Source organism: Polaromonas sp. P1_H6 (genome assembly GCF_056405195.1).
On the sequence record NZ_JBFUCN010000012.1, the window covers coordinates 60,842 to 75,143 of the forward strand.

A 14,302-nucleotide genomic window follows, 5' to 3' on the forward strand; every position below is an offset into this window, starting at 1 on the left:
GGCTGCACCATTGCAAGTATTTTATGTTGCAGTGCACCAATTTAGAGGTCACCCCCTAGGTAACGGTCTGAAACAGCACCAGAAAGTACCTTAAAAGAATTACTTTTCCCACCCGTATGCATCCATTTTGCTGAGTACCGCGCTCGGGCCACAATGGCTCCAATCCAGATCGCCACGCGCTCCTCACCTTGCAAGCCTTCTACGCCGACAACTTCGTTTTGCCGCTGCCGCCCGGCCACCGTTTCCCGATGGCGAAATACCGTTTGCTGCGCGATCGCCTGGTGAATGAACGTCCTCAGGTGCGCATGGCACAGGCGCCGGCCGCGACGGATGGTGAACTGGCATTGGTCCACACGCCGGACTACATCGCCGATATCAGCCATGGAACCCTGCCTGCTGCTGCCCAGCGCGAGATCGGTTTTCCCTGGAGCCCGGGCATGGCCGAACGCGCGCGCCGTTCGGCCGGTGCCACCGTCGCGGCGGCTCGCGTGGCCATCGGTTCGCCCGGCCGGCCGGGGGAGGGTATCGCCGCCAACCTTGCCGGCGGCACGCACCATTCCTATGCGCACAAGGGCGGAGGCTTTTGTGTGTTCAACGATGCGGCCGTAGCCGCCAGGCTGATGCAGGCGGAGTGGGCGCGGCAGCACCGCCACCCGCGCAAGCCGCTGCAGGTCGCCATCATCGACCTCGACGTGCACCAGGGCAACGGCACGGCCAGCATCTTCGCCGGCGACGCCAGCGTCTTCACGCTGTCGCTGCATGGGCAAAAAAACTTCCCGTTCCGCAAGGAGGCCAGCGACCTCGACGTGGACCTGCCCGACGGCTGCGGCGACGCGGCCTACCTGCAGGCGCTGGAGCAAGCGCTGGACGAACTGGAGCGGCGCTTCGAGCCCGGCCTGATCCTCTTCCTGGCCGGCGCCGACCCATACGAAGGCGACCGGCTGGGCCGCCTGGCTTTGAGCTTCGACGGCCTGGAGGCGCGCGACCGACGCGTCTTCGACTGGGCCTGGCAGCGCCGCGTCCCGCTGGCGTTTGCCATGGCGGGCGGCTACGGCGTCAACATCGACGAGACTGTGCAGGTGCAGATGAACACCTACACGCTGGCCCTCGAATATTGGGCGCGCTGGAATTCCTGAGGCGCGTACGACAGGGGCATGCCCGGCATTGCTGCTACATTGCCAGGGATTCGCCTCGGCGACCCCTGGACATAGAAGAGCAAAACATGCCGCCGACCACTCCCGATATTCACGACGACTCTGAAAAACCTTCCCCGCTGCGTGTACTGGTCCTCGGCGGCACTGGCTTTATCGGACGCCATGCCGTCGCGGCGCTGCATGCCGCTGGTGCGCAGCTTGCGATAGGCAGCCGCCATCCGGAGCGCCACGAAGCCGCCTATCCCTTTGCCGCCATGCGCCTTGCGCGCTTTGAGCAGCTGCTGAACCCGGATGCCTGGGACGCCTTGCTCAAAGACGTGGACGTGGTCGTCAACTGCGTGGGCATCCTGCGCCAGCGGCCGAATGAGTCTTACGACCACGTGCACCACCGCGCACCGGCGGCGCTGGCCCTGGCCTGTGCCACGGCGGGCATTCGCTTCATCCACACCTCGGCCCTGGGTCTGCATGAAGGTGCCAAAAGCCGCTTCCTGTCGAGCAAGCTGCTCGGCGAACGTGCCATCGCAGCCTCGGGCGGCGACTACGCCATCGTGCGCCCCTCGCTGCTGGACGGCGAAGGCGGCTTTGGCGCGCGCTGGCTGCGCGGCCTGTCGCGCTCGCCCTTGCACGCCATCCCGCGCGCCGCGCGCGGCGGCATCGCGGCGATGACGGCCGCCGATCTCGGCCTGGCCTTTGCCGTCCTGGCGGCTTTGTCCTCCCTGGCCGCGCATCGCGAAGTTGAACTGGGCGGCACGCGCCGCTACGGCTACGCCGAGTACCTGCGTGCGCTGCGCGCCGACTACACCGGCACTGGCGCCTTGCAATTGCCGCTGCCCAACTGGATGGCGCGGGTGGGCTCGCATGTTTGCGACGTGCTGCATTTCTCTCCTTTCTCCTATGGGCACTGGATCCTGCTACAGCGGGACAACGTTCCCCGGCCGAACCGGCTGCCGGAATTGCTGGGGCGTGAACCTCACGCCATCGGGTCAAACATGGCCCCCGAGCCCGCCATGGCCCGCGCTGGCAAAATAGGGCCTCATGACCTCCCCGACACGACCGCAAGCCGAAGCCCGTAGCGCCTACAAAGCTTTCCGCGACATCGGCACCCGCTGGTCCGACAACGACATCTACGGCCACGTCAACAACGTCGTCTACTACAGCTGGTTCGACACCGCCGTCAACGGCCTGCTGATTGAACGCGGCGCCATCGACATTCACACCGGCGGCGTGATCGGCCTGGTGATAGAGACCCAATGCAACTACTTCGCGCCGCTGGCCTTTCCCGAGCCCGTGGTGGCCGGGATTCGTGTGGCGCATGTCGGCTCGTCCAGCGTGCGCTACGAGGTGGCCTTGTTCCCCGGCGATGAACGCCAGCTGTGCGCCGCCAAAGGCCATTTCATCCACGTCTATGTAGACCGCGCCACGCGCCGGCCGGCGCCGCTTCCGCCTGAACTGCTTTCCGTACTGGAGACCCTCCGATGACCCAGGCACCGCCCGTGCTTCCCTATATCACTCCCCGCCACGCGGGTGATGCGCGCAACGCGGTGGAAGAAGCCATCGTGAGCCGCCAGTCGATACGCCAGTTTCTGCCGAAACCGGTGCCGCGTGAAACCATCGCCCACCTGCTTGAAGTTGCGAGCCGCGCGCCGTCGGGCACCAACACCCAGCCCTGGAAGGCTTATGTGTTGCAGGGCGCCACCCGCGACACGCTGGTCGAAAAGGTCTGCCAGGCCCATGACGCGTTGCACGCCAATCCGGCCCTGGCGGCCGAGTACAAAGAGGAATACGACTACTACCCCGAACAGTGGGTCTCGCCCTATATCGACCGCCGGCGCGCAAACGGCTGGGGCCTCTATGGCCTGCTGGGCATCACCAAGGGTGACAAGGACAGGATGCATGCGCAGCACCACCGCAACTTCCAGTTTTTCGACGCGCCCGTGGGCCTGATGTTCACGCTGGACCGCGTGATGGGCCGGGGATCGCTGGTGGACTACGGCATGTTCATGCAGAACCTTATGGTGGCCGCGCGCGGCCTGGGCCTGCACACCTGCCCGCAGGCCGCCTGGAACGGCTACGCCAAAATCATCCTGCCGCACATAGGCGCGGGTGAGGACGAGATGCTGGTGTGCGGCATGGCGCTGGGCTATGCAGATGAGGCGGCGCTGGTCAATACCTTCCGTACGCCAAGAGTCCCCGCTTCCGAGTTCACCACCTGGCTGGACTGAAGGCGTGACTTTTTCCGTGGTCCAGCTGCTCGGTGGACTGTCTTACGCCACCACGCTGTTCCTGATGGCGGCAGGCCTCACGCTGATCTTCGGCGTGACGCGCATCGTCAACTTCGCGCACGGCAGTTTTTTCATGCTGGGCGCGCTGTTCACGGCGCATTGGGTCACGCACTGGTTCCCGGCCTGGGGTGAGAGCGCTCCGCTATACCTTCTTGCGATTCTGATGGGCGCGGCCTGCGCGGGGCTGGCGGGCGCCGCGGCTGAATTCCTGCTGCTCAGGCGCATGAGCGGCGCGCCCGAGCTTTACCAGCTGGTCGCCACCTTCGGCCTCACGCTGGCGATGCACGATGCGATGCAGTGGGGTTTCGGCCCCGACGAGGTGTTCGCGCCGCGCTTTCCGGGCCTCAAGGGCTCGGTGCAGATCGGCGATGAGTTCTTCCCTGTCTACCAGCTCGCGATGATCGCGCTGGGTCCGCTGGTCTGGCTGGGCCTGCACCTGCTGCTGCGCCGCTCGCGCTTCGGCCAGCGCCTGCGCGCCGCCACGCAAGATCGCTCGATGCTTGCCGCCCTCGGCATCAACCCGCGCCCGCTGATGCTGGGCGCCGTGGTACTGGGATGCGCGCTCGCGGGCCTGGCCGGGGCACTGCAGCTTCCGCGCGAGCCGGCTCATCTGCAGATGGACATGAACGTCATCGTGGAAACCTTTGTGGTGGTGGTCACCGGCGGGCTGGGCAGCATAGGCGGCGCTTTTGTGGCTGCGTTGCTGATTGGGCTGGTCCATGCCTTCGGCATCAGCGTGTTTCCGCAGGCCACGCTGGTCGTTGTGTTCCTGACCATGGCCGTGGTGCTGGTGTTCCGGCCCCAGGGGCTCAACGGCAAGGCGATCTCCGCGCAGGAGGCCGGCGGCGGCGTGCGCGAGGCGGCCCAGAAATTTCGCGGCCTGGCAACAGGCGCGGCCGGGTCTTCGGCGATCACCGCCGCCTTTGTGCTGCTGGCCGGCCTGGCATGGGCGGGCGGGCCTTACTGGCAGGCACTTGCGGCCGACGCGCTGATCCTCATGATCTTCGGCATCAGCCTGCAGTCCATGATGGCGCTGGGCGGCCTGGTCAGCTTCGGGCATGCCGCATTCTTTGCGTTGGGCGCCTATGGCGCGGCACTGTCGCACAGCCTCTGGGGCGCGTCGCTGCCGCTGGCACTGGCGGCCGGCTGCGGCGCGGCCCTGGCGGTGGCCGCGGTGTTCGGCGCGGCGGTGGTGCGCAGCAGTGGTGTTTACCTGGCCATGCTGTCACTGGCGCTCGCGCAGGTGATCTGGGCCGGCGCCACGCAGTGGGTCGACTTCACCGGCGGCGACAACGGCCTGATCGGGCTCACGCTGGTGAGCGACGAGGGCCGGCCGGTGTTTTACGCGCTGCTGGTGGCGCTGGCATTGGTGGCCGTGGCCGCGCTGCGCTTTCTGGGCCGATCCGTCATGGGGGCTGCGCTGCAGGCCCTGCGCGACGCGCCTTTGCGCGCCTCGGCCTCGGGGCTGGCGGTGGGCTGGCTCAAGTACCGAATTTTTGTGGAAAGTGCCGTGCTGGCCGGCCTGGCCGGCGGCCTGTTCGCCGCGCACAAGGGCGCGGTGTTCCCCTCGCTCGCGTCGGTCTCCACTTCGGTCGACGCCTTGCTGGTGGTCTTGCTGGGCGGCGTGCACCAGCTCTGGGGCGCGGTTGCGGGCAGCATCGTGCTGAGCTATGCCAGCGCCGAGCTGGGTCGGGAAGTGACTTACTGGCGCGGCCTGCTGGGCGTCTTCATCATGCTGATCATGGTGGCCTCGCCCTCGGGGCTGCTGGGTTTGCTCCCGCGGCTTGCCGGCATCTGGCGGCGTAAGCCTCGAAAGGTCGCCTGATGCTGCAGGTCCGGCAACTCGTCAAACACTTTGACGGCCTGCGTGCCGTGGACGGCGTGAGCTTTGAAGTGCCGGCGGGCCAGTGCGTGGCCCTGATAGGCCCCAACGGCGCCGGCAAGTCCACCACCTTTGCCTGCATCGCCGGCCAGTACCCGCTCACGGGCGGCGACATCGCCTGGAACGGCCAGGCGCTGCAGGGGCTCAGCCCGCAGGCGCGCCTGCGGCAGGGCGTGGCGCGCACCTTCCAGGTGGCCCAGGTGTTTGAAGCGCTCACGGTGCTGCAGAACGTGCAGCTCGCCGTGCAAGCGCGGCTGGGCTCGCGGGCCGTTTCCGCTTTCAGGCAACTGGATGGCCAGGCGCGCGAGCCGGCCCTGGCCTTGCTGGCGCAGATCGGGCTTGAAGCGCTGGCGGCGCAGGATGCGCTGAGCCTGCCCTACGGCGCAAAGAAGCGGCTCGAACTGGCCCTGGCGCTGGCGGCCCGGCCGCAGCTCCTGTTGCTGGACGAACCCGCCGCTGGTCTCGCCGGGCCTGAGCGCGCCGACCTGATGAAACTCGTGAAGCGGCTGGCGGGGCAGGGTATGGCGGTGCTCTATACCGAACACAATATGGACGCCGTTGCCGGTGTGGCCGACCGCGTGCTGGTGCTGATTGAAGGCCGGCTGGCCGCACAGGGCTCCTTCGAAGAAATCTCGCGCGACGCCGTGGTGCGCAGCCGCTACCTGGGCGATGCGGGCAGCGAAGGGGCGGGCCATGCTTGAGGTTGACAAGCTCAATGCTTTTTACGGTCCGGCCCAGGCGCTGTTTGGTGTGTCGCTGCAAGTGGCGCCCGGTGAACTGGTGGTGCTGCAGGGCCTCAACGGCGCCGGGAAATCCACCTTGCTCAAATCCGTGATGGGCCTGGAGGTGCGCACCGAAGGCCACATCCGCTACCGCGACCCGGCGGGTGCCCAGGGCACGGACCTGGCCCCCATTGAACGCTGGGACACCCACCGCCGCGCGCAGGCCGGCCTGGGGTATGTCGCCGAAGACCGGCGGCTCTTCACCGAACTCACGGTGCGCGAGAACCTGCGCGTCGCGGCGGGCCGCGACGTGGCGGCGCAGGAGGCCAGGGCGCTGGACCTGTTCCCCGCGCTCAAGTCCATGCTGGGACGCCGCGCCGCGCAGATGAGCGGCGGGGAGCAGCAGATGCTCGCGATTGCCCGCACCTTGATGACCGGTCCCCGCATCCTGCTGCTCGATGAACCCTGCGAGGGCATTGCCCCCGTGCTGGTGGAAGCGATTCGCGATGCGCTGCTGGCGCTGCGGCAGCAGGGCCTGGGCCTGCTGGTGGCCGAGCAGAACCAGCTACTCGCTGCCCGCGCTGACAGGCTGGTTTTGCTGGTTGCGGGTAAAGTCAGGGGTTCGTGAAGAATGACCCGTTTCTTTCCCGTTTTTGCTGTTTTCTCTCTTCTCTTTTTAACTCTCCCATTTCCTCCAAAAGGACCACCCCATGAGCAACATCACGACCACCCCCTCCGGCCTGCAGTATGAAGACACCGTGCTGGGCACCGGCGCCATCGCCAAGGCGGGCCAGAACGTCAAGGTCCACTACACCGGCTGGCTCTACAACAACGGCGTGCAAGGCGCCAAGTTCGATTCCAGCAAGGACCGCGGCCAGCCTTTTGAGTTCTCGCTGGGCGCGGGCCAGGTCATACGGGGCTGGGACGAAGGCGTGCAGGGCATGTCGGTGGGCGGCACGCGCCGCCTGATCATCCCGGCCGAGCTGGGCTACGGCGCGCGCGGCGCCGGCGGCGTGATTCCGCCGAACGCCACCTTGCTGTTTGAAGTGGATTTCCTGGGCACCTGAGTTAGCGCGAATTGAAGGCCCGCATGCATGGTTTGCGGCGGGCCTGTTCACCTGATTAACCACCAAGGCGCCTTGGCGCCGCGGCCTCAAGCGTTCTCCATGATTATTACCAGCTTGCTCGATACGGATCTGTACAAGTTCACCATGATGCAGGTGGTCTTGCACCAGTTTCCGGGTGCCGAGGTGGAGTACCGTTTCAAGTGCCGCAACGCAGGCGCACCCGGCATAGGCGACCTGGCGCCCTATGTCACCGAGATACGCGAGGAAATCCGCGGCCTGTGCAGCCTGCGGTTCCAGGATGCCGAGCTGGCCTACCTCAAGGCCATGCGTTTCATCAAAAGCGACTTCATTGATTTCCTCGGCATCTTCCGGCTCAATGAGAAGTATGTGGACGTCACGGCGCTGCCTTCGGGTGAAATCGAGGTGTCGATCAAGGGCCCCTGGCTGCACACCATCCTGTTCGAGATCCCGGTGCTCGCCATCATCAACGAGGTCTACTTTCGCAACACGCAGAAGAAGGCCGACGTCAGCGAAGGCCGCCGGCGGCTGGACACCAAGATAGGCCAGTTGCAGGCCGAGGGCCTGGGCGCGCTCAAGATCGCCGACTACGGCACGCGCCGCCGCTTCGGCAAAGCCTGGCACGAGGAAGTGCTGCGCACGCTGGTCACCCGCCTCGGCACGGGAGTGCACGGCCAGCTCGCCGGCACCAGTAACGTGCTGTTCGCGATGAAGCTGGGCCTGACGCCCCTGGGCACCATGGCGCATGAGTACCTGCAGGCCTGCCAGGCGCTGGGGCCGCGGCTGCGCGACAGCCAGGTCTTCGGGTTCGAGTCCTGGGCGAAGGAGTACCGGGGCGACCTGGGCATCGCGCTGTCCGATGTCTACGGCATGAGCGCTTTCCTGCGCGACTTTGACATGTACTTCTGCAAGCTGTTCGACGGCGCGCGCCACGACAGCGGGGACCCGTTCCAGTGGGGCGAGCGCATGCTCGCGCATTACACAAAAAATCGCGTCGACCCCAAGACCAAGACGCTGATCTTCAGCGACGGACTCACGGTGCCGCGCACCATAGAGCTCTACCAGCAGTTCAAGGGCCGCTGCCAGTTGGCTTTCGGCATAGGCACCAACCTGACCAACGACCTCGGCTACGAGCCGCTGCAGATCGTCATCAAGATGATCCGCTGCAACGGCCAGCCGGTGGCCAAGCTGTCCGACACCCCTTCCAAGAACATGTGCGACGACGAAAAATATCTGGCCTATCTGCGCCAGGTTTTTGAAATCACCTCGCCTGCATAATCGATAGCTTACTTATCTTCTATTTGAAAACCAGCGCGTGGCTATAGCAGGCGTCCCCCTTGATTTCGTATTGTTTGGCCTGACGCTGCTCGGTGTGGCGGTGTTGCACCACCACACGCTCAGGGTGGCGCTGGTGGGCCTGGCGGTGATCACGCTCTACAAGCTTGTGCTGGGCGATTTTTCCGGGGTGCCCGGCCTGGGCGGCCTGCTGCAATTGCTGGCGCACGAGTGGGTGACGCTGGCCAACCTACTGGGGCTGCTGCTGGGCTTCGCGCTGCTGTCCGACCACTTTGAAAAAAGCGGCATTCCAGCGCTGCTGCCGCGCTACCTGCCCGACGACTGGAAGGGCGGCTTTGTAATGCTGGTGCTGGTCTTCGTGCTTTCCAGCTTTCTCGACAACATCGCGGCGGCCATGATAGGCGGCACCATGGCGGCCGTGCTCTACCGCAAACGCGTCCACATCGGTTTCCTGGCCGCCATCGTGGCCGCCAGCAATGCGGGGGGCTCGGGCAGCGTGGTGGGCGACACCACCACCACCATGATGTGGATAGGCGGCGTCTCGCCGGGCCAGGTGTTCGAGTCTTATGTGGGCGCCGTGGTGGCGCTGGCCATCTTCGGCGTGATCGCCGCGCGCCAGCAGCACGCCTTTCAGCCCATCATGAAAGACGCCGTGCCGGGCGCGCAGCTGCATTGGGCGCGCCTGGGCATCGTCGCGATCATCCTGCTGTCGGCGGTGGCCGCCAATGTGTATTTCAACCTGCGCAATCCCGTGGTGCTTGAACAGCTTCCGGTGATCGGCATCGCCGTGTGGGCCGCGATCGTGCTGACCACTCCCTGGCGCCGCCCCAGTTGGAGCCTGCTGCCCGATGCCGCGCGTGGCAGCGTGTTCCTGTTGTCGCTGGTCTTGTGCGCCTCCATGATGCCGGTGCAGCACTTGCCGGCCGCCAGCTGGCAAACCGCTTTCGGCCTGGGTTTTGTGAGCGCGGTGTTCGACAACATTCCACTCACGGCGCTGGCCCTGCGCCAGGGCGGCTACGACTGGGGCTTCCTGGCCTATGCCGTCGGCTTCGGCGGCAGCATGCTGTGGTTCGGCTCCTCCGCAGGCGTGGCACTGTCCAATATGTACCCCGAGGCCAAGTCGGTCGGCGCCTGGCTCAAGGGCGGCTGGCATGTGGCGCTGGGCTACGTGATCGGATTCTTCGTGCTGCTGGCCGTGCTGGGCTGGCATCCCGACGCACCCCGGGTGCGGCAAGCTGCGGCCACTTCACCTTCTATATCGGCTGTTGATTCTTCCGCTGAATCTGTAGCATCGTCTTCCACCAAACCTGAACCACCATGAGCAAACCCAAAATCCTCGTCGCACGCGCCGTGTTCCCCGAAGTCATCGCCCGCCTGGAGCAACATTTCGAGGTCGAATCCAACCAGGGTGACGAGACCTGGTCCAAGGCCCAGCTGACCGAGCGCCTCAAAGGCAAGGCCGGCGCCTTCACCACCGGCGGCGACAAGATTGATGCGGAAGTGCTGGCCGCCTGCCCGGGCCTGAAGATCTGCGCCAACATGGCCGTGGGCTACAACAATTTCGACATCGACGCGATGACGGCGGCCGGCGTGCTGGCCACCAATGCGCCCGACGTGCTGACCGAAACCACGGCCGACTTCGGCTTCGCGCTGCTGATGGCCACGGCCCGCCGCGTCACCGAGAGCGAACACTATCTGCGCGCCGGCAAATGGACCAAATGGAGCTACGACATGTTCGCCGGTTCCGACATCCACGGCGCCACCCTGGGCATCCTGGGCATGGGCCGCATAGGGCAGGGCATCGCCAAACGCGGCGCCCATGGCTTTGGCATGAAGGTGATTTACCACAACCGTTCGCGCCTGGATGCCGCGCTGGAGGCCGAGTGCAAGGCCAGTTATGTCGGCAAGGACGAACTGCTCAAGACGGCCGACCACCTGGTGCTGGTGCTGCCGTATTCGCCGGCCTCCCACCACAGCATTGCGGCAGCCGAGCTGGCCATGATGAAGCCGACCGCGACGCTGATCAACATTGCGCGCGGCGGCATTGTGGACGATGCCGCATTGGCCGCGGCCTTGCGTGACAAACGCATCGCGGCCGCCGGGCTGGACGTGTTTGAGGGCGAGCCCAAGGTGCATCCCGACCTGCTGACGGTGCCCAACGTGGTGTTGACGCCGCACATCGCCAGCGCCACCATCCCCACACGCCTGGCCATGGCCAGCCTGGCCGCCGACAACCTGATCGCGTTTTTCAGCGGCAAGAAGCCTCCGACCCCGCTCAACCCTGCGGTACTGGCCGGTCAATAAGCACGAAGAAGGCGGCAAGCGGACAATGAACCCATGATGGAAACCTGGCTGATGATCGCCCTGGGAGTGGCCAACCTGCTCCTGTTGGTCTGGCTGCTGCTACGCAAGCCCGCCGAACCATCGGATACCGGCCGCGTCGAGTTGCTGGCGAATATGGCGGCAGGCCACGACAAGCTGGAGCGCGAGCTGCGCCGCGAGATCGGTGACAACTCACGCAGCAGCCGCCAGGAATTGGCGACCACCTTCGCGACTTTCCAGCAAACCCTGGTGCAGCAAAGCGCGGAGGCCATCCGCACCCAGAACACGCAGATCGACGCATTCGCGCAGCAGCTGACCTTGTTGCAGAAAACGCTGTCGGACACCCTGACCACGCAGCTGCAGTCCGTCAGCGAATCAAACGCCAGGCGCATGGTTGAAGTACGCGAGACGCTGGAAAAACAACTCGCGCAATTGCAGCAGACCAACTCGGCCAAGCTTGACGAGATGCGCAAGACGGTCGACGAAAAGCTGCAGACCACGCTGGAAACACGCCTGGGCGAAAGCTTCAAGCAGGTGGCCGACCGGCTGGAGCAGGTGCACAAGGGCCTGGGCGAGATGCAGACTTTGGCGCAGGGCGTGGGCGACCTCAAGCACCTATTGACCAATGTGAAAACCCGCGGAATTTTCGGCGAAGCGCAGCTGTCGGCGCTGCTGGAGCAGGTGTTCACCGTCGACCAGTACGCGGCCCAGGTCGTCACGCGGCGCGGCGGCAAGAACCCGGTCGACTTCGCGATCAAGCTGCCGGGCCGGTCGGATTCGGGCGAACCGCTGTGGCTGCCCATAGACGCGAAATTCCCGAATGAAGACTATGAGCGCCTGCTGGACGCGCAGCAGCGCGCCGATGTGCTGGGCGCGGAAATCGCCGGCAAGGCGCTCGAGGTGCGCATCCGCAATGAGGCCAAGTCGATCGCCGAGAAATACATAGACCCGCCGTACACCACCGATTTCGCCATCCTGTTCCTGCCGACCGAAGGCTTGTATGCCGAAGTGCTGCGGCGCCCCGGCCTGATGGAGTTCCTGCAGCGCGACCACCGTGTCACGCTGGCCGGCCCGACGACGCTGCTGGCCATGCTCAACTCGCTGCAGATGGGCTTCCGCACGCTTGCGCTGGAAAAGCGCTCCAGCGAGGTGTGGCAGGTGCTGGGTGCGGTCAAGACCGAGTTCGGCAAGTTCGGCGACGTGCTGGCCAAGGTCAAATCGCAAACCGAAACCGTGCTCAACACGCTGAGCAGCGCCGAGCAGCGCAGCCGCGTCATGGGCAAGGCCTTGCGCAACGTTGAAGCCCTGCCCGAAGTCGATTCCGCCCGCCTGCTTCCATTGGACCCTCTTGACAAAGACCTGGACAATTCCTGATGCATATCGCATGAGCTCCGCCTCATGACGCGTGAACTCGCTCGCCTGATCCTGGCGCAGATCTGCCTGCATGCCTGCATGGCTGGCACGCGCATGGCGGCGCCCCTGCTGGCGCTGCGCGAAGGCTACAGCCCGGCGGCTGTGGGCGTTCTGCTCGCGCTGTTTGCCCTGACGCAGGTCTTCCTGGCGCTGCCGGCGGGCCGTTTTGCCGACCGGCACGGCTTGCGCAAGCCCATCAGCTACAGCGTGTTCGCCGCCGTGCTGGGGGCCGGGGCGGCGGTGGCCTTCCCGGTGTTCCCGGTGCTGTGCCTGGCGGCGCTTCTGACGGGCGGCGCGACCGGCGCGGCGGTGATTTCTCTGCAGCGCCACGTGGGCCGCGCGGCGGTCGGCGCGCTGGAGTTGCGCCAGGTGTTCAGCTGGCTGGCCATAGGCCCGGCGGTGTCCAATTTCATCGGCCCCTTTTCGGCTGGCCTGCTGATCGACCACGTAGGCGCCATGCCCGGCAGCACCTCAGGTTATCGCGCGGCGTTTTTGCTGATGGCCATATTGCCGATGGCCAGCTGGTTCCTGGTGCGCAAGACGCGGGAACTGCCGCCTGTGATCGCCGCCAGCGGCGGGCCGCAACCCAGGGCCTGGGATTTGCTGCGCCAGGCCACCTTCCGCCGCCTGATGCTGGTGAACTGGTTTTTATCGTCCTGCTGGGACGTCCATACCTTTGTGGTGCCGGTGCTGGGTTTTGAGCGCGGCATCAGCGCATCGGTGATTGGCACCATCCTGGGTTCCTTCGCGGTGGCGGCGGCGCTGATCCGCATGGTGATGCCGCTGGTGGCGGCGCATTTGCGCGAGTGGAAGGTGCTGGCGGTGTCCATGCTGACGACGGCGGTGCTGTTCGGCATCTACCCGCTGATGCATTCGGCGATCGGCATGGGCCTGTGCTCCATCCTGCTGGGCCTGGCGCTGGGCATGGTGCAGCCCATGGTCATGAGTATGCTGCACCAGATCACGCCGGAGGCGCGCCACGGCGAGGCGCTGGGATTGCGGCTGATGGCGATCAATGCGTCCAGCGTGGTGATGCCCATGCTGTTCGGCACGGCCGGGGCGCTGGTCGGGATCGCCGGCGTGTTCTGGACCACCGGCATGATGGTGGGCGCCGGCTCGCGCGCGGCCTGGCTGCTCAAGGACTGCATGCCGGCCCATGGCGGGCACGGCGAACTCAAAGACGGTAAAAGTCCTTGATCAGGCCCCAGGCGACCTGCGGGTCGTCCACGTACTGAAGCAGTTTGAGGTCGTTCGGCGAGATCACGCCTTCCTCCACCAGCATCTCGGTATTGAGCAGGCGCTTCCAGTAGCTGCTGCCGAAAAGAATGATGGGCACCGGCTTGGCCTTGCGCGTCTGCACCAGCGTGATGACCTCAAACAGCTCGTCCAGCGTGCCGAAGCCGCCAGGAAACACCACCAGCGCCTTGGCGCGCATCATGAAGTGCATCTTGCGCAGCGCGAAGTAGTGGAACTTGAAGGAGAGCTCGGGCGGCACGTAGGGATTGGGTGCTTCTTCCATAGGCAGCACGATGGCCAGGCCGACGCTGAGGCCGCCGGCCTCGTGCGCGCCCCGGTTGGCCGCCTGCATGATGCCGGGGCCGCCGCCGGTGCAGATGAAGAGCTTGGTTTCCGGCGGCTTGTCATCGCTGTACTGGGCCACCAGCTTGCCGAAGGCGCGGGCGCTCTCGTAGTAGTGGGCGTTGCGCGCCAGCTTCTTCGCGCGGTCTATCACCTCGGGATCGCCGCCGGCTTCGGCCTCGGCCACCATCAGGGCGGAGTCTTCTTCGCTGCGGAACCGGGCGCTGCCGAAAACCACTACGGTGTTTTCAATGCCGTGGGCCTGCTGCTCCAGGTCCGGCTTGAGCAGTTCCAGCTGAAAGCGTATGCCGCGGGTTTCACGCCGCAGCAAGAACTCCGGGTCGGCAAAGGCCAGGCGAGAGGCGTCCGCTTCGAGGGGGTTGCCCTCGCTGGCATAAGCCTGAAGTTCAGCCCAGGCGTTGGCCAGGCGGCCGACGGATAAGTCTTGTTTTTGTTCCATGCGCCATTGTCAACGATCAGGGCAGGGGTGTCTTCTCCGGGGCAAGTGAGCAGGCCCGAAAAGCAAAAAGGCCCCGTGAGGAGCCTTTTTGCGGGGTGCCGAAGCGGT

Annotated in this window: 14 protein-coding genes; 13 read left to right on the plus strand and 1 reads right to left on the minus strand. The window is 65.6% G+C overall.

Annotated elements, in window-relative coordinates; genetic code table 11:
* Positions 1-188 precede the first annotated feature (188 nt).
* The 13 genes from AC1D1F_RS12705 (at position 189) to AC1D1F_RS12765 (ending at position 13,353) form a co-directional block, all read left to right on the plus strand.
* The gene (locus tag AC1D1F_RS12705) at positions 189-1,136 is read left to right on the plus strand and encodes a histone deacetylase family protein (protein WP_477700739.1); all 948 of its coding nucleotides are present in this window, start codon (positions 189-191) and stop codon (positions 1,134-1,136) included.
* An 86-nt stretch (positions 1,137-1,222) separates the two neighbouring features.
* Entirely contained in the window at positions 1,223-2,227 is a 1,005-nt protein-coding gene (locus AC1D1F_RS12710; RefSeq protein ID WP_477676805.1) for an NAD(P)H-binding protein, read from the plus strand.
* Positions 2,190-2,633, plus strand: coding sequence for an acyl-CoA thioesterase (locus tag AC1D1F_RS12715; protein WP_477676804.1), 444 nt, complete (start codon positions 2,190-2,192; stop codon positions 2,631-2,633). Before AC1D1F_RS12710 ends, AC1D1F_RS12715 begins: the two co-directional genes overlap by 38 nt.
* Positions 2,630-3,376 carry a nitroreductase gene (locus AC1D1F_RS12720; RefSeq protein WP_477676803.1) on the plus strand — a complete coding sequence of 249 codons (747 nt, stop codon included), beginning with the start codon at positions 2,630-2,632 and terminating at the stop codon, positions 3,374-3,376. Before AC1D1F_RS12715 ends, AC1D1F_RS12720 begins: the two co-directional genes overlap by 4 nt.
* Before the next feature lie 4 nt (positions 3,377-3,380).
* Positions 3,381-5,261, plus strand: a complete 1,881-nt coding sequence (locus AC1D1F_RS12725; protein WP_477676802.1) for an ABC transporter permease — start codon at positions 3,381-3,383, stop codon at positions 5,259-5,261.
* Entirely contained in the window at positions 5,261-6,019 is a 759-nt protein-coding gene (locus tag AC1D1F_RS12730) for an ABC transporter ATP-binding protein (protein ID WP_477676801.1), read from the plus strand. The genes AC1D1F_RS12725 and AC1D1F_RS12730 overlap by 1 nt, the downstream gene beginning before the upstream one ends.
* Positions 6,012-6,668, plus strand: a complete 657-nt coding sequence (locus AC1D1F_RS12735) for an ABC transporter ATP-binding protein (protein ID WP_477676800.1) — start codon at positions 6,012-6,014, stop codon at positions 6,666-6,668. Before AC1D1F_RS12730 ends, AC1D1F_RS12735 begins: the two co-directional genes overlap by 8 nt.
* Before the next feature lie 82 nt (positions 6,669-6,750).
* Positions 6,751-7,107, plus strand: coding sequence for an FKBP-type peptidyl-prolyl cis-trans isomerase (locus AC1D1F_RS12740; protein WP_477654122.1), 357 nt, complete (start codon positions 6,751-6,753; stop codon positions 7,105-7,107).
* A gap of 99 nt (positions 7,108-7,206) precedes the next feature.
* On the plus strand, positions 7,207-8,403 hold the full coding sequence (pncB, locus tag AC1D1F_RS12745; protein WP_477676799.1) for a nicotinate phosphoribosyltransferase: 1,197 nt from the start codon (positions 7,207-7,209) through the stop codon (positions 8,401-8,403).
* Positions 8,404-8,440: 37 nt separating this feature from the next.
* The gene (locus AC1D1F_RS12750) at positions 8,441-9,742 is read left to right on the plus strand and encodes a citrate transporter (RefSeq protein WP_477676798.1); all 1,302 of its coding nucleotides are present in this window, start codon (positions 8,441-8,443) and stop codon (positions 9,740-9,742) included.
* A complete protein-coding gene (locus AC1D1F_RS12755) occupies positions 9,739-10,725 on the plus strand; it encodes a 2-hydroxyacid dehydrogenase (RefSeq protein ID WP_477676797.1) in 987 nt (328 codons plus the stop codon). The genes AC1D1F_RS12750 and AC1D1F_RS12755 overlap by 4 nt, the downstream gene beginning before the upstream one ends.
* A 36-nt stretch (positions 10,726-10,761) precedes the next feature.
* Entirely contained in the window at positions 10,762-12,117 is a 1,356-nt protein-coding gene (gene rmuC / locus AC1D1F_RS12760; RefSeq protein ID WP_477676806.1) for a DNA recombination protein RmuC, read from the plus strand.
* 24 nt (positions 12,118-12,141) lie between these two features.
* Positions 12,142-13,353, plus strand: coding sequence for an MFS transporter (locus AC1D1F_RS12765; protein WP_477676796.1), 1,212 nt, complete (start codon positions 12,142-12,144; stop codon positions 13,351-13,353).
* On the opposite strand, the gene AC1D1F_RS12770 is transcribed toward AC1D1F_RS12765, so the two are convergent.
* On the minus strand, positions 13,331-14,194 hold the full coding sequence (locus AC1D1F_RS12770; protein WP_477654117.1) for an LOG family protein: 864 nt from the start codon (positions 14,192-14,194) through the stop codon (positions 13,331-13,333). The two genes, AC1D1F_RS12765 and AC1D1F_RS12770, sit on opposite strands and share 23 nt — an antisense overlap.
* Between the last annotated feature and the right edge of the window lie 108 nt (positions 14,195-14,302).